Source organism: Cellulomonas sp. URHD0024 (assembly GCF_000426185.1).
Classification (GTDB): Bacteria; Actinomycetota; Actinomycetes; order Actinomycetales; family Cellulomonadaceae; genus Cellulomonas.
The window spans coordinates 1,076,944-1,092,938 of sequence record NZ_AUEW01000001.1 but is presented as its reverse complement, the minus strand read 5'-3'; the positions used below and the strand labels follow the sequence as shown (position 1 = coordinate 1,092,938).

Genomic DNA, 15,995 nt, shown 5'->3' with positions numbered 1-15,995 from the left:
CCTGGTATGTGTTTGGCGCTACGGGCTAGAACATGCCATGTTCATGCGTTTGGGATCTTGCACACAGCGTGCGCGCCTGCCAGACTCCTCGCATGGCGTACACCGCGATCGAGGTCGACCTGCTCCGGATGCTGCGACGGTCGGCCGATCCGCTCAGTGGCCGGCAGATCGCCGACATCATCGGAGTTGCGCCAAACACTGCCAACCGACTGCTCAAGGGGCTGATGAAGCAAGGGCTTCTCAGCTCGACGACGGAAGGGCGGGCGACGCGCTGGACCACCACAGCTGACGTTGCCGAACTCAGTGAGCTGCGCGGCTCGCCGACCGAAGGGGTGGTGCTGATTGTCACCGCGGTCGAACTTGAGCACACCGAGGTACGCAACCGCTTGGTGAACACCAAGCGAGTGCGTGTCGGGGGTATCTCGATGCTGAGCGGCGACGTCCCTGGCGCGGGGATCAACTGGACGGTGTACCTCGGCCGTGCAGGCATGGGAAATGCGACCTCGGCGGCACTCGTCGGGCTCGCTGCCGGCGAACTGCATGCCGACCTCGTGGCGTTCGTCGGGACCGCTGCAGGGCTCAAACCGTCCGATCACCGCCACGGCGATGTCGTCATTGCCAACCGCATTCATAATCCGTACGCAGGCAAGCAGGTGAGTACCGGGACGGGCTCCAAGCTCCTGGGCAGGGACAAGACGTACTCGGTGCCTGCTCCCTTGTTATCGCTCGTCGGCGCCTGCATCGAAGACAGTTCGTGGACGTCCTCCATGCGCAGCCACCACTACAGTGCCACCCACCCGCATGCCTTCGTCGCCCCGATCGTCTCCGTGGAGGCCGTTCAGACCGATACGAACGGCCCCGTCATGGCCGAGATCAGCTCCCGGTTCCAGGACGCGGCGGCACTCGACATGGAGTCGTTCGGACTCGCAGCGGGATCTGATATCCACGCACTGCCAGTCCTAGTGGTTCGCGGTCTGTCCGACTTCGTCGACGACAAGACAGCGTCCACGGACGAGGACCGACAACCGCGGGCGGCGGCGAACGCTGCTGGCATGCTTCGCGACATCCTCGTCTTTGCCGGGCCGGACGACTTCAAGCTCGTTGGAGGCCCCCCCTCGGTGCAAGGTGGGCCGCCCAACAGCGAGCTCGACACCACTGACATCCAGCTGCCGGGCGGCCTTCAAGTCTGGATTGAGCGCCTCAAGGCGCGATCGGTTTCCCGGGCAGCTTCAGCCATGGCCGCAGTGACCGAGATGCGGCGGGGGAACGTGAGCGCTGCGACGTGGCTGAGCCGAGCCTTGCATCGGCCGCCTGCCTGGTTGCGTGAGGACGACACTGGCGACGGGTGGGCACTTGTCTCGTCCCTGGCCTCGCTGGCCGGATCGACCATCGCCTGGCGCGGCTTCGAGCATGCCGCTAAGGCCGCCGCCCTCACGGGTAGTGGCGAAACGCAGGCATACTTCACACTCGCTGCGCGCGTCGACCGCTTGGGTGATGTCTTGGACGCACTGGACGGCGATGAGGAGTCGGCAACCCATGTGTTCGACGACCTGTCCGAGGACGTTCTAACCCGGTTTGGGAGCGTCGTCCGCTTCTATCAAGCCCGCGCCCGCGCTGACGTAGCCGAGGCAAAGGCCGGAGCGGAGGCCGCGCTCGCAGCGCTCGGGCTGCAAGACACTAACGGCGTACTCCGGGTTCCTGAAGGACCTTCGACGACCGCGCTGCTCGACGCGGAGCTGCGAGACATGCTCGGCGCCAGCATTCTGTGCGTCCTCGCCTTGATGATGCTTGCGCCCGGTGCGGCCGACCAGCTGGGGGTCCAGTCGGGGATGGCGGCCCGGGGGGTTCGCGGGAACCCACTAACCGGCGACCTCGCCGACGACGGTCTGCAACTCGCAGAGTGGGCGTTGACCCTTCGGCCTAAGTCAGAGGGAGTCCGGCTAGTACACGCGCAGGCCCTGCTCGTGATGTTGGTCGCGTTGTCTGGTCGCGAAGCTGACCCGAACGGAAACGTCTCCAAGCGCGCGAAGACCGTCGAGTCCGAGGCCCTGCGATCCCGTGAGGTCTACCGCGACTGGGGCAGCGCGCAGGCTGGCACCGCGTTGGCGATCGCCGCTCACGCACGCGCACTTCAAGGCGACGCCGTCGGTGCACTGCGTCTGCTTCTGCCCGCCCCAGACGGTGTCGCCACGCAGCCGGAGGCGCGACACGCGGACGTAGTGCGGCTCAGCGCACAGATTGCCCGCCTCGCCGGCAAGAACGAGCTCGCGCTCGAACTCGCTGCCAAGAGTCCCGATCCCATCGATCGTCAACTACTGCGCGCTGCCGTTCTCAGCGGCCGACCACAAATGGCGCAAGAGGCCAAAGCGGCGCTTCTCGCCGCCCTTGACCTGTCCACTGGTAGCAGCGAACACCGCAGCACCCAACCGCTTCTCGCCCTCACCCGACTCTTCAATTCGCTCGGCCCGACCGAACAGGAAACGGTCACGGCACGCATCGACGCCCTCGAGGCACGTGACTCCGACTTGGCGGAGGTGCTTCGCGCACGAATAAACTTGAGCCAGGGCGACACGCAGACCGCGATGACTCGCGTCCGAGCGCTCACGCAATCTGAGCTCGCCCTCGAGACCCACGCGGACGCGCTCGTCGCGGCCGGTCGCGTAATGGACGCGGCAACTCTCGTCTTCAACGAAGGCGTCCGCCGAGGCGACACACCTCTTGTTACTGAGGCGCTCGAGATTGCGATGAAGGGTGGCCAGCTGGCGTACGCGCGCGAGATCGCGCTCCACCTACTCGCAGACGACCAGGGCAGACCGGTGCATCTCACCGCCGTGCGAGCATTGCAGCAGATCGCTTACGAGCAGCACCAGTGGCAAGAGGTCGCCGTCCGAACCGAGCAGGCCATGCGCGCCATGGCCGACAGCGAGCTTCCGGTGCCAGAGATCGAGTATTGGCGTCTTGCCGAGGCACTGTACTTCCAGGAACAGTTTGACCGAGCTGCGACAGTCCTCGTCAACGCGCCGGATGTGAGGTTCGACCGCCGCGAGAAGGCGCAACTCTTCTTGTCGATACTGCGCCGTGACATCGACGACCAGCGTTCGCCGCGTCGGGGACTTACCAAGACATCGCTCACGCTGGCCAACCCGACCGTCTACACCCTGTTCGCGCGTGCGGCATCAGACTGGGCAGCAGACGAGCAGATCGCCGCCACAGCCCTGTCGGTCGTCCTGATGGCGCCAGGCGCACCGCTGGACGACCTTCAGATCGCAGAATTCCGCAAGTACGCGGAGGACTACTTCGCACGCCACGGCGAGAACGCATCGATCAAGCAGGTGAAGGTCGAGGAAGACAACCTGGAGCCGCTCATCGAGGTGCTCCGACGCGGAAGCGACCACCGACACGCTGTCGAAGACGCAGCGTTGGAAGTCCAAGCCGGCCGGTACCCACTCACCGTCCTTGCTGAGATCGCCGGCCGCACCTGTACTGAGATGCTCATTCGCCGCGATGTCGGTTACGTGCTCGCCGTCGAGGACGATGCGGGGCAGGGTGTTCGGGCAGCAAAGCTTGCCCTGAACGGGCGCGCCGTCGTGGACACCACCGCGGTCGTCGTTGCACCGTGGACCGGGATCGCATTCAAACGTCTGGCCGCTCACTTCGACGCGGTGGTCATCCCGGCTCCCGTCCGCGAGGACATCGCCCGCGCGCGCGGGTCACTCGCCATGAAATCGACGGGAACGATGGGGTGGAACGCGCGCGAGCAGCGACCCACATTGTTCGAGATCACGGAGGAGCAAGCCGAAGAGTTGGCAGTGGATGCCGAAGCAGTGTGGGCCGATATTCAGGGCCTCCAGGTCGCGCCGGTCACGGGAGCGACTCGTGTCGATGAATGGCTCAGCGCGATCACAGTCGCGAAGGAGCTCGGCATCCCATTGTGGGCGGACGACACCGCCATGCGCCGTCTCGCACGCTCGATGGACGTCGAGGCGTTCGGCTCGCTCGATCTCATTGAAGCGACCGCTGACGCGGCCACCGTCGCGACGGCTACAGCGGCCCTGCGCGAGAACAAGGTCGTCGATCTGCCGCTTGATGCACCGTGGGACCTGATGGCAGCTCGCTCCGACTGGGACCTCGGCAGTGCCTTCGCCCTCGCGCTGTCAAGGCCCGTTGTCTGGGCCGACCTGCCGAGCGCGTGGAGCCAGTTCCGGCTGCTCTTTCGCCGCCGGCCGGCCGACATGGAAGCGGCGCGTGTCGCCCAGTGGGCGTACCTCGCTGCCAACGGCCTGGCTCTTGCCACCGCGCCAGCTGTTCGCCCGAAGGTCATTTCGGCGCTGCTGACGTGGGTTGTCTTCAACGCTGACCCGGTGTTCGCCGACGTCTACTCCGGTAGTGGAGAGCCGGGAACTCCGACCTTGGCTGAGCATTCGGGCCGGGTCACCGAACTTGTCATCGACGCCGCCCAGCAGCTCGGTGAGCGTTACTATCCGGCCGCGGACTCGCTCATTGCGTTCGTGGACGTGCTATGTGAGTCGCTGATCAGCACGGTAGGTCCTGCGGCGACGAGCCGTGTCATCGCGACTCTCGTCAGTCGGCTGGACGCCGCGGTCGGCCGCCGAGTCTTCGCGGCCTTCATGCAGTCGGCGGGCGACTGACAGGCGAAGACCTGCGACGCAGCGTTACTGAGCCATCCGGGTTCAGGTCGGTGCCGACCTCATCTGCGCCACCGCGGCCGAAGATCGTCACCACGCGGGAGGCGAACACGCCTCGCGCGGTGGACATCAATTGGGATCTTTCCCGCGCTGCCACGAGCGCGGGTACTGGGCCATGCCCACGCATCCCGCCTCCGCGTCCCTGCCCGCCGGCCTGACCGAGACCGACGTCGCCCGCATCACGGCGGCCCTGCAGGCCGGGCGTGCCCCGGCCTCCCGCGCCATGTACGCCAGCGCCTGGCGGGGCTGGGCCCGGTGGTGCGCGGGCCGCGACGTGCCGCCGCTGCCGGCGTCCTCGCACCTGGTCAGCGCCTACCTCACCGTACGCGCCGAGACCGGGGCCAGCATGTCCACGCTCGAGCTGGCCGTGCCGCGGTCGGCGCGCACCACCGTGACCTGGACCTGCCCGACCCGATCCGGGACGACACCGTGCGGCTGGTCCGCCGCGGTCTGCGCCGCACGATCGGCACCGCCGCCCGACACCCCGCGCACGCCCTGGACCTGACCGAGATCACCACGATCGTCACCGCCATCGACGGCACGACGCGGGCCGGTGCCCGGGACGGCGCCCTGATCCTGCTCGGCTTCGCCTCCGCGCTGCGTCCCGGCGAGCTTGCCGCCCTGAGGCTGGCCGATCTCGAGCCGCACCCGGGCGGGCTGCTGCTGCATTGCGCCGGTCCAAGACCGACCAGGAAGCCCGCGGCCAGGTCGTCGCCGTCGCTCCCGGACGCCACGCCCCGACCTGCCCCCTGGCCGCCCTGGACACCTGGCTGAACCTGCGCGGAACCGCACCCGGCCCGCTGTTCACGGCCCAACGAAACCACCACGCCCCGACCGGCGACCCGATCTCCGCCACCGCCGCCTCCAGAATCGTCACCCGGCGCGCCCGCGCCGCCGGGCTCCCCGCACCGCACATCACCGGCCACTCGCTCCGCGCCGGGCACGCCACCACCGCCGCAGCCGCCGGCGTCCCCCTGGACCGCATCGCCGCACAGACGCGCCACCGCCACCTCAAGACCCTCATCGAGCACTACATCCGCCCCATGGAAGCCCTCACCATCACCACCAGCCGCGACCTCGGCCTGTAGCTCTCTGCATACGCGCCCCCACCGCGCCAGGCTGGGAGCCTGACCCGCCTACCACTCGCGCCTAGCGCGCCGAGGAAGCGCGTCCTGGATCGCGACTCGTGGTGCGCGGCGTCTCAGGTGAGGTGGCGGCTCCAGAACCCGTCGTCAGCCCAGCCCTCGGGGACGCCCATGCCGCTCAGGTTCATCGGCGGACGGTCGTTGAGGAGTGCATGGAGCCGGCTCGCCCAGCTGCTGCGCGAAGACACCGAGTCGAGTATGGATTGCAGCGAGACAAGGACCGGGTAGATGCGCCTCCTTGAGCGGTCCGGAAGGGCATCGGTTCCCTGCAACCACGAGATCGTCGTTGTGGACGGGATCGCCGGGTAAACGCCGAGCCCGAGGTTCCACAGCCGCCCGTGGTGGGCGCAGACATTTCGCACGCGCACGTAGGTCTGGAACCAGGACTCCAGCACCGGCGCGCTAAGGCCGATCGCCCCGGCGACTGCGGTCCGGTCTGACCGTCTGCTCAGATTGCGATACGTGGTGGTCAACTGACCGATCGTAAGTGTCTCGACCATCAGCCAGGAGGGCGGCAACTCGGGCGAGCCGTACGCCGTCAGGTAGTGCTCAAGGGCCGATCGGTGGACCAGCAGGTCCTGCCCGGCATCCGACGACCCCGCCAGCCGCTCGTTGCACGTGTTGCGCACGATCCGCAGGAGCCCGTCGTGCGTGTTGGGTCTGCGGAAGTGCGTCGCGGAGACGTACCAGTGCGGGTCCCCGTAGGTCGTCGACATGTGGTCGGTCAGGGCTGCGCGCATCGCGACCTCGACGCGCTCCAGCGCGTCCATGACCAAGAGCCGCAGGCCTCGATCGAAGACGTACAGATCGAGTACGTCGTCGAACGACGTCCCATCGCGAAAGACGTGATCAGGTCCGCCCTGTTGGAACGGGATCGTGTAGGGCGACAGCCGGTAGTAGCCGATGTGCCGCAGGTAGCGACGTGCCCGTTCGGAGTCGGGAATCTCCAGACCGCGTTCACTGAGGCGGCCGACGAGCGCGTCGAGGCTCAGCGGCGGCTTGTCGTAGGTGAGAGTGCCGCGCGGCCGCGCAGCGCGTGGCGCGCGCGAGGGTCCAGGCACCGGGCTCCTCCGCCCACTACAGAGAAAATCCCCCAAGTGCGCATCGTGGAGAGGCGTGGGGGATGTGGTTCACCGAGGCTAGCACGGCTTCGGCCTGCGGTCATCGAACACGTGGAGCCGCGAACCGGCGCGTTTGCTGGACGGTCGCTCTTGGCTCGAGCCTCGCCTGGAAAAGCCGCAGAGCACCGTGCGGGCAAAGTTGTCGGCGACGGACGAAAAGTAGGCCAGAGCGACGGTTGAAAAGTGGGCCACCCTGAGCACGCACAAGCGCCGGACTTGCTGGCCGAAGGTGCCATTAGCTCCGGCCGATCGCGCGTAGCCTGTCGGCACCAGCCGGGATGCGAGGGCCTCGCTCTCAACATCCGTTGTCAACATGAAGCGCCAAAGGACCCGTCGCAGATGCCCGCAGCACTCCTCATCGTCCTGCTCATCGTCGCAGTCATCGCCGTCCCGGCGGCCTCGAGCAGCTTTTGGCTCACCGTGCTGGCGCTTGCAGCGATCATTATCGCCAACCCCATTGTTCGTGCAGTTCGCAAAAATCGCTACTTTGCCTCGCAGCAATTCCAGACGCTAAAGGCTGAGGTCGCCGCCGTCGTAGTCGAACACAACGACGTTGTCGACTACGTCCAGGAGATTCGCGCAAAGGGCTCGTTCGAGCTCGGCGCATCGTCGTCCGGTCAGTACGCACACCTCGCCTCATTCGACAATAACTCGGCGTGGAACTATCGCCGCGACCGAAACGTCGCCGACTACGCCCCGCACGTGCATAACGCCTCACTGCAGGTCGTGCGCAGCGCCAGCGCCGAACCGATCAAATACCTAATGAAGTACTTCTCTATCGCGGCCGATCAGGAAACACTTGCCGACGTCCAGCGAGTCGCCGACGACATTGCCAGGCTGGAAGACGCCGTTGTCAACGTCAAGCGGCGCGAGGCGGACATCACCGCACTGATCAATCCACCGAAATTCATCCTCAAACACTACCGCTCGGAGTTCTGGGATCAGATCGGTGTTCACCTGTCGCCGATCGAGGTGCCTTACCCCCGGTACAAGTTCCAGTACACCTCTGCCGGCGGCAACAGTGCTCAGGAGACGAGCGTCGAACTCAACACTTCGACGCTTGAGGCCCTCTCTTCGACCTTGGTCGACAAAATCAGGTGGGCCAAGTCCGCTGCTGGGCAGCGCGCGCTAATGACGACCCGACTTCGTGGCGAGATCAAGGAGCGCGATAACTACGCCTGCGTGACGTGCGGGGTCTCGCTGTCCGCTGAGCCGCACTTGCTGCTCGAGGTCGACCACATCACCCCGGTGTCCAAAGGCGGTTTGAGCGTGCCGGAGAACCTCCAGACGCTGTGCTGGAAGTGCAACCGCTCGAAGGGCGCAAAGGTCGCTTAGGCGAAATCCACGATCGGCGAAGGAGTTCGACCGCGAATCGAGGGCCGACTGAAGCGGCTCGTCGATCAGGTTGGCTCCATCTGGGTTCGCACGCGTTCGCGTCGTGAGCAATTGGGCCTCGCTCGACTCGCGGGTCGCGGGCAATGGGCCGCGTGGATTCTTGGTGTTCTCCAGATTCAACCTGGCTGCAGCTGCGACGTTACGCGGCAGTCGGGCCAGACATAATGTGGTCATGACTGTGACTTGGACCCGCGTTGAGGCCGGACCGGGATCGACCGGAGCGCGATACGTCTAGCGAGGCCGAGATCGTCACCCGACGCGCCCGCGCTTCGGGGCTACCCCACCCGAACATCACCGGCCATTGGTTGCGCGCCGGATACACCACCACTGGAGCGGCCGCGTGCCCCGGACCGCACGCCGCCCAGACCGACCAACGCCACCTCGAGGCCCTCGTCGAGCACCGCATCCGACCCGTGGAAGCGGTCGCCGTCACCACCAGCCGCGTCCGCGGCCTGTGGTGGCCCGCGTCGCCCGGCTTCGCCGATCGCCATGAGCAGGTCGCACGGACGACGGATCCCGGTCGCCTCTGTCGGACTTGGCGTGCCGCCTCACATCAGCTCGGTGCCCGGCGCTTGCACCTCTCGCCTCCGGCGACAGAGGATGTCGCGCCTACTTCAATCAAACTCTCGAGCTCCTCGGAATGTACGCGATGGACAAGAATTGGACACTTTGCGGTGCCGAACGGGCTCGAAAAGCGCCGAAGAGTTCCCATAGGATGGGCTCGCAACGCACGCCGATCCCGGCGTCGGGCCAGGTCAGAGGGCTAACCGCCGAAGAACGCCGAGATTGCGCAATGGGCGGAGTGCCGCGCGGTGATTCAGGGGGTCAGGGGTTCGAATCCCCTCAGCTCCACCACAAGTGCTGGTCAGAGGCCACGCCGGGATCCTGAACACAGGAGCCGGACGTGGCCATCGGCCGTTTTCGGATCGTCGCTCGCGATCACCGCCATGCACGAGTGCTGCGCCCACGAGCGTGTAGGGGCGCTCCGGCTACGGTCCACACGCCCGTTGTCCGCTTGCCCCGGGGGCGCGTCGCCGGGGTTTACCCTGGCGGTTTCCAGGGCCGGCCCCGATGTGAGCGTACGTCCGACAGGCGCACCGTCGGTCCATGCCTACCAACCGTCGGACATCCGAGAGGCCCACCCCGGCGCTGGTGTCGGGCGGGACCGCGATGCTCCTCACCGTCGTGCTCCTTGTCAGCCAGGGTGGCGCCGCACACGGCCTCGACGTCCCGGCGCCGTCGCCCGGGCCCAGCGTCGATCGCTCGCTGGTCGAGCCATGAGCTCGCGCCGTGCGCGGCCGCACCTCGGCACGGTCGTCGAGTTCGAGCTGTACCCGCAGCCCGCACCCACGAAACCGCCCTCGGCACCGCGCTCTCAGGTCCGGCTTGCCGTTGCCGGCGGGCTGGTTGCGGCCGCGGTCGCCGTCGGCGTGGGGGTGCTCGGCCCAGCAGGTCCGACCGGGGACCTCAGCGTCCCGCCGGTGTACGTGGTTGGACCGCCGGCCGACACCTGCGCTCTGACCCCGAGTGACGGGATCGCCTGCCGCGAACCGCTGGCATGCGCGACGCCTGGCCGGTCATCGGTGACGGTTGCCGTCCCGATTCCGGCGTGGCGTGCCGTTTCTGCGTCGTTCCCGACCCCACACCGGCCGAGCGGAGGATGACTGGCGCCGAACGGCGGCGAGAGCTGCACCGCGCTCGGCCGCCTGGTCGTGAGCAGCGTTCACTCTCGCCGAGGATCTGGTCCGAGGAACGCGCGGGCGAGCCGGGGGTCCGACTGCGCGCCGAGGTACACCAGCGCGGCCTTGACCCGACGGTTGTCGGTGCTCGACTCCTGCAGGCCGAGGGTGCGGAACACGGCCGCGACGTGGGTCTCGACGGTCTTCACCGACACGAACAGAGTCTGCGCGATCCCGGAGTTCGAAAGGCCCTGCGCCATCGCGGCCAGCACCGCGCGCTCGCGCTCGGTGAGCTGCTCGAGTGGTTCGGTGTGCCGACGTGTCGCGACGAGCGAGGCGACAACCTCTGCGTCGAGGGCCACGCCTCCGCGGGCGACGCGCTCGAGGGCGGCCAGCAGGCCCGCCACGTCGTCGACGCGGTCCTTGAGCAGGTAGCCCACGCTGTCGGGCACGGCGTCGAGGAGGGCGAGCGCCCAGGCAGCATCGACGTACGTCGACAGGACGAGGACGCCGACCTGCGGGAAGGAACGGCGCAGGCTCACGGCCGCCCGGATGCCTTCGTCCGTGTGTGTCGGCGGCATCCGGACGTCGACCACGGCGACGTCGGGGAGCTGCTCGGCCACGGCGGCATGCAGGGCGGCGACGTCCGAGACGGAGGCCGCGACGTCGACCCCTGCACGCTCGAGCAGGAGCTGCAGTCCGTCGCGGAAGATCCCTGAGTCGTCGCACAGGACGACGCGCAACGATGCGCTCATGCGGTCGCTCCCACGGGCAGGACCGCCTGGACCTGCGTGCCGGCCGCGGCGCTGTGCACGTCCAACGTGCCTCCGAGGGCCCGCACACGGTCGCGCAGTCCGGAGAGCCCGCCGCCGGGGGACATGGCGGCGCCACCAGCGCCGTCGTCGGTCACGACCACACGCAGGCCGGCGACGTCGAGTCCCACGTCCACGGCGACCGTGCAGCTACCGGCGTGCTTGACCGCGTTCGTCACCGACTCGGCGATCACGTAGTACGCCGTCGATTCCACCGCCGCGGGCAGGTTCGTCGTCGCGAGGTCGTCGTCCACGTGCAGGGCGAGCCCGGGGATCCCGGCGGCCAACGACGCCAGCCCGCCCGTCAGCCCGCCTTGGCTCAGCGCTGCCGGATGGATGCCCCGCGCGAGCCGACGCAGTTCGTCCAGGGCTGTCGACAGCTGCCCGCGCGCGTCGCCGACCACCGCGCGCATCTCGTCGGGGTCCTCGCTGAGCGACGCCCGCGACAGGGTCGCCGCCACAGCGAGCAGGCTCTGCTGGGCACCGTCGTGCAGGTCGCGTTCGAGCTCGCGGCGTCTCGCGACTCCCGCTTCCACGATCCGTGCCCGGGAGGCTTGCACCTCCTCGACGTGGGCCGCGCGTTCGAGGGTGAGGCGGGTGTTCTGGACGGCGATCGACGCAGCGGCCAGGGTCACCCGCAAGCCGGCAGGGTCGGCGAGCACCTGGTCGTCGGCATCGATCCGCGCGACGGTCACACCGCCGTCCTCGACGATCTCTCGCTCCATCCGGCCTGCGCCGGGCGGGACGCGGGACAGCTCGCCGTCGACGCCGACCCAGGTTCCCGAGACGCGGAACGACAGCAGGAGGGTCGGGTCGACGAGCTCCTCGCGCAGCACACCTTGCAACGCGACCGGGTCACCGCTCGCGAGCAGCAGCCGTTCGACGACGACCCCGCGATGCGCCACCGCGCGTAGTCCGACGGTGAGGAGAGCAGCCCCGGCGAGCAGACCTATCACGTTCTGCACGTTGCCCAGGACCGCGTAGACCACGGGAGGCATGAGCCCGGCCCAGTAGGCGAGCAGAGTGAGCATGCGCAGGGTGATCGTGACGGCGAGCGCGGCGCCGCCCGCCGCCATGATCCGGATCGGGATCCGCGCGACGCCGTGCGCGCGTCGCCAGCGCCCGACCTGCACGATGACGAACCAGATCGCCAGCCCCGCGGCCCACCACGCCCTCACGTCCAGAATCGCGAGGGAGACGTCGTTCATCTCGACGACCGTGAACCAGGGCCGGGTGTCGTCGTAGCCCGCGGCGACGTCGTTCCACACCAGCGCGCTGACCGTCCCGGGGACGGTGGCCCACACCCACAGCATGCCGATGAGCACGCGTCCGGAGCGCGTGGCGACCTTCGCGGCGGGGTAGGCCAGGAGCACGGTCGCGAGCAGGGGCACGGGCATCCACTCCAGCACCCCTCCGATCTCGTTCCAGTAGCCCTGCTGACCGAACGCCGGGTCGCTGAGCAGACCGAGTCCCAGGAGCGCCGACGCGATGAGCAGGCGCAACCCGTGGCCGCGCGACTCCGGGTTCACGCAGAGCAACGCACCGGCGAGGACCACCATCAGCTGCCACAGGAGAGCTCCGAGCATCGCCGTGACATAGCCGTCCGCGTGGGTGAGGACGACGACGGTCGGGATCACACCGATCACCGCCGCGGCGGCCGCGACGGGAAGTGCGAACGGGTGGGACGACCTGCGGTCCACACCTCGATTGTGCCCGACGCAGGCAATGGCGAACCGGGGGTTTCCCCTGACGAATGTGCCGGGAAGACCCGGATGCGGCGCCTACGCTCCCGCAGACCCAGCACCGGGCAGGACCCCACCGGCGCGTTCGTGCTATCGGTCCGCGCGACTCTGCAGGGCGACCTGTGGCAGTCGGTGGACGAGCTCAGCCGCTGAAGACGACGTGGCGGAGGTGATGGCCCAGGATGTCGAGCTCCACGTCGACCGTGGAGGTGCCCGTGGTCGTCGGCGTCGGCGTCGGGCTGAGCCTCTTGGCCACTGCGGTCGTCTGGGTCAGGCTCGTCGCCGCTTGTGCGGGACCTGCAACGACGATCGCTGCGCCCACGATTGACAGAACAGCCACCGTCGCGCACAGCCGGCGGATCATCCGCTCGCGCTCGCCCGGCCCAGCACCCCGCATGGCGTCTCCCGCGCTCGCGCCACGCGTCTGCGGGCCCTCGGAACGTATCAGAGTCCAAACCGGTGACAAAGGGCGCTGACCTGCGACGATCGTTCGCCGGCTGCGCGGACCCGGCGATGCTCAGGCACGCCGGCGCCGACCGAGGGAGCTCGGCGCAGCGGCTGCCCGCCGGACCGCGACGCCGTCCGTCGTCGTCCCGACCGGAAGAATCGGGCGGCCGAGCGTACGGTCGTCGTGACGCCCTCTCCCAGGAGCGCGCAGGCGAAGGAGGCACTCCCGACATGAGCGAACAGACCGCGACGAACGACGACGACGCGATGCGGGCACACGCCCAAGAGCCCGCCGAGGGCGACGCACCGGGGGAGGCCGAGGACACGGGCGGCCGTCATCACCCGAGCGAGCCCGCCGAGGGCGAGGACCTTCCGGACCTCTGAGGGCCCGGTCGCGCCGAGAGCGCGCGACGTCAGTGTTCCGTTCGCGCGCTGAGCCCTGGCCGAAGGACCAGGGTGGCGAACGAGTCGGCGGGGAGGGTCGGCGCGACCACGTGGTCCCCGACCGCCATCCGAACCGTGAGCGGCTCGGACAGGTCGTTCTGGACCACGATGACGACGCTGCCGTCCGGGTTGGCGAACGCGAGCTGGTTCTCGAAGCCGGAGAGGCTGAACGACTCGAGAAGACGGGCGCCCGCCTGCAGGTGGTGGGCGACGTGCTTCAGCACGAGGTAGTCGTAGGTGTACCGGGCGGTTCTGGCCTCCGGATCGACGACCACCAGCGAGTTCTGCGTCCAGCCCCACCGGCTGCGCCCGCCCTCGGTGAGGGCGAGGTTCCAGTACGAGTAGACCTGCGTGCCGTTGCCGAGGAAGTGCTTCATCAGGTTCCAGGTGTGCCGAGCGAAGCGCCAGTCGTTCTTCCCGTCGCCACACTCCTGCTCGGTCTGGTAGAGCGCGAGCTCGGGTCGGGTGTGCCGGAGTGCCGCGATCGCGCCCTTGCCGGCCCACTGCAGGCCGGCGCCCCGCACCCACGGCCCGGCCGCGGCGTCCTCGAGGACCGCCTCGACGAGGCCGGCGTCCGGCCGCTCCAGAGTTCCGAGGAACACCGACACGTCGAGGTCGGCCATGCGCGGGCCCAGATGGGCGATGAACCGTGACAGGCCCTGGGGGGTCCAGGTGCAGCTCGGAAAGACCTGCGCGGAGTTGAACTCGTTCTGCGGCATCACCGTCTCGATGCGGATGCCCTCGGCGCGGTACGCCGCGACGTACCTGGCGAAGTACTCGGCGTACGCGGCAAGGTGCGCGTCGTCGACACGGAACATGTCGGTGCCCTCGACGCCCACCTGGTCAGGACGAAGGCCGTTCTCGACTCCGCTGCCCGGCCATGGCATCGACGCGGCGAAGTGGCCGTTGGTCTTCATCCAGGTCGGTGGGCTCCACGGGGAGGCCCAGAGGCGCAGACCGGGCCGATGAGCCTGCGCGGCCCGGATGAACGGGATCAGCGTCTCGTGGTCCTGGGCGATGCTGAAGTTCCTCAGCTCCAGATCGTCCGGGGTCTCGTCGTAGGAGTACCAGTCGCGGGAGAAGTCGTTCGCGCCGACCGGCGTACGGCAGATGCTGAGGTTGAGTCCCGCGGGAGTGAAGAGGTCTCGCAGGATCGACTCGCGATCGCGTTCGTCCAGCAGCTGCAGGGCGGTCCAGCCGAGCTCGTTGAAGCAGCCGCCGAATCCCGCGATCGTCTGCCGCTTCGCCTCCGGCAGGACCATCACGTCGAACTGTCCGGCGAACCGCGTCGCGGCACGTGGCTCCTGCGTCCGCCACGGCTGCTCTTGCGTGGTCACCACCCATTCAGCGACGTCGTGGGCGCCGGCTGGTGAGACCTCGTCGTACGGCACGTGGCGCCTCTCCTTGGGTGCATGCGGTGTCCGTCGGTGGTCGGTCGACGCTCTAGCGCACGACCGCGTTCACGATCCCCACGGTCGCCGTCAGCAGTGCCGCGAAGAGCGCTACCGAGGTGGCGATCGCCACCTGGTAGTCGAGCCTCCGTTGGGTGTCGAGATGCTGGATCGTGGCCTCGGCGTAGTCGAGCGACGGGTTCTTCGTCGGCGACGACGCGGCGTGCAGCAGAGCACGCAGACTCGCGAGCGGCGCGACCGCGTACAGGTCGTCGACGGCACGGGAGGCATATTCGGCACTGCGTTCTGCGCCGAGCTTGGCGTTCCACACGGCCGCCACGAGCTCGTTCGTCTCCGCCCGCGAGCCGACGCGGGTGAGCAGACCCTTGAGCCAGGGCTCCGCGTGGCGGCCGGAGAGGAGCTTCGCCAGCGTCCGGATCTCGCGGGCCTCTCGTCGCTGCTGGTCCTTCAGGTAGTTGAGGTACTGGAAGAGGGCCAGCTCGGGGGTGAGCTCGCGGAAGAGCTGCTCTCGAGCGTTGTCCGCGTCCGAGAACTGGGTGGCGTCGTAGTAGAAGGTCCGACGACGTTCCGGATACTCGGCCGCGTCGCCCAGCTCCACCTTCGGTCGCCGTACAGCCGGGCTGCCGGTGGGCCGCGACCGTTCCGCTTCCGGCAGAGCGAGCAGCTGCAGCTCCACCGGAGCCGGCGAGCCCAGGCCGGGCTGAGCCGAGAACCCTCGCTTGCGCACGTGCTCCGCGAGGTGGGCTGCCACGATCGTGAACGCCTCGATCCCGCTGTCGCCCGGTTCGGCGTCCTCCGCCACGACGAACGCGACGGGAAGCAGGTCGTTGAAGCGGATGCTGACGAAGAACGATTCGCCGCGGATGAACCTGTAGTCGTCCTTGAGATAGGACCTCTGGGTCGATTCATGAACCCGGAGGCGAAACGACACGACCCCACCCCGGGGAAGGGATTCGGCGATGGGAACCGGTAGGCCGAGATAGTCGGGCGCCGGCTTCTTGGGAAGATCTACCCGAGGCCGATCCGCGCCCGGGACTGCTTCCACAGCCTCGTAGAACTGCTCGGGGGTGTGCACCGGCGCACCGGTTGCTT

12 protein-coding genes are annotated in these 15,995 nt (G+C 68.3%); 6 read left to right on the top strand and 6 right to left on the bottom strand.

The window, feature by feature from the left end; all coding sequences use genetic code 11:
• The first annotated feature begins 92 nt into the window (after nt 1-92).
• The 3 genes from I847_RS0104995 to I847_RS25375 all read left to right on the top strand — a co-directional run bounded on the left by I847_RS0104995 (nt 93) and on the right by I847_RS25375 (nt 5,794).
• A complete protein-coding gene (locus tag I847_RS0104995) occupies nt 93-4,649 on the top strand; it encodes a helix-turn-helix domain-containing protein (RefSeq protein WP_028048816.1) in 4,557 nt (1,518 codons plus the stop codon).
• A gap of 172 nt (nt 4,650-4,821) precedes the next feature.
• Nucleotides 4,822-5,211 carry a hypothetical protein gene (locus I847_RS26590; protein WP_155855995.1) on the top strand — a complete coding sequence of 130 codons (390 nt, stop codon included), beginning with the start codon at nt 4,822-4,824 and terminating at the stop codon, nt 5,209-5,211.
• 163 nt (nt 5,212-5,374) lie between these two features.
• On the top strand, nt 5,375-5,794 hold the full coding sequence (locus tag I847_RS25375) for a tyrosine-type recombinase/integrase (RefSeq protein WP_051274444.1): 420 nt from the start codon (nt 5,375-5,377) through the stop codon (nt 5,792-5,794).
• A gap of 113 nt (nt 5,795-5,907) precedes the next feature.
• Here I847_RS25375 and I847_RS0104985 read toward each other — a convergent pair whose 3' ends face one another.
• On the bottom strand, nt 5,908-6,912 hold the full coding sequence (locus tag I847_RS0104985; RefSeq protein ID WP_028048815.1) for an Abi family protein: 1,005 nt from the start codon (nt 6,910-6,912) through the stop codon (nt 5,908-5,910).
• A gap of 399 nt (nt 6,913-7,311) precedes the next feature.
• Between I847_RS0104985 and I847_RS0104980 the strand changes: the two genes are divergently transcribed.
• Together I847_RS0104980 and I847_RS26585 are read left to right on the top strand one after the other, a co-directional pair.
• Nucleotides 7,312-8,307: an HNH endonuclease gene (locus I847_RS0104980; RefSeq protein WP_034608850.1), complete on the top strand. Its 996-nt coding sequence runs from the start codon at nt 7,312-7,314 to the stop codon at nt 8,305-8,307.
• A gap of 1,167 nt (nt 8,308-9,474) precedes the next feature.
• Nucleotides 9,475-9,648: a hypothetical protein gene (locus tag I847_RS26585; protein ID WP_155855994.1), complete on the top strand. Its 174-nt coding sequence runs from the start codon at nt 9,475-9,477 to the stop codon at nt 9,646-9,648.
• 442 nt (nt 9,649-10,090) lie between these two features.
• Here I847_RS26585 and I847_RS21980 read toward each other — a convergent pair whose 3' ends face one another.
• The 3 genes from I847_RS21980 to I847_RS26580 all read right to left on the bottom strand — a co-directional run bounded on the left by I847_RS21980 (nt 10,091) and on the right by I847_RS26580 (nt 12,997).
• Nucleotides 10,091-10,801, bottom strand: coding sequence for a response regulator transcription factor (locus I847_RS21980; RefSeq protein ID WP_231384076.1), 711 nt, complete (start codon nt 10,799-10,801; stop codon nt 10,091-10,093).
• Nucleotides 10,798-12,558, bottom strand: coding sequence for a sensor histidine kinase (locus tag I847_RS25370; RefSeq protein ID WP_051274443.1), 1,761 nt, complete (start codon nt 12,556-12,558; stop codon nt 10,798-10,800). Before I847_RS25370 ends, I847_RS21980 begins: the two co-directional genes overlap by 4 nt.
• Nucleotides 12,559-12,742: 184 nt before the next feature.
• Nucleotides 12,743-12,997: a hypothetical protein gene (locus I847_RS26580; protein ID WP_155855993.1), complete on the bottom strand. Its 255-nt coding sequence runs from the start codon at nt 12,995-12,997 to the stop codon at nt 12,743-12,745.
• 281 nt (nt 12,998-13,278) lie between these two features.
• Here I847_RS26580 and I847_RS26575 point away from each other — a divergent pair, with 281 nt between their 5' ends.
• Nucleotides 13,279-13,431, top strand: a complete 153-nt coding sequence (locus I847_RS26575) for a hypothetical protein (RefSeq protein WP_155855992.1) — start codon at nt 13,279-13,281, stop codon at nt 13,429-13,431.
• A 29-nt stretch (nt 13,432-13,460) separates the two neighbouring features.
• Here the strand turns inward: I847_RS26575 and I847_RS21970 are convergent, their stop codons facing one another.
• Entirely contained in the window at nt 13,461-14,882 is a 1,422-nt protein-coding gene (locus tag I847_RS21970; RefSeq protein WP_155855991.1) for a glycoside hydrolase family 30 beta sandwich domain-containing protein, read from the bottom strand.
• A 52-nt stretch (nt 14,883-14,934) separates the two neighbouring features.
• On the bottom strand, nt 14,935-15,834 hold the full coding sequence (locus I847_RS0104940) for a hypothetical protein (RefSeq protein WP_034608848.1): 900 nt from the start codon (nt 15,832-15,834) through the stop codon (nt 14,935-14,937).
• Nucleotides 15,835-15,995: the final 161 nt, after the last annotated feature.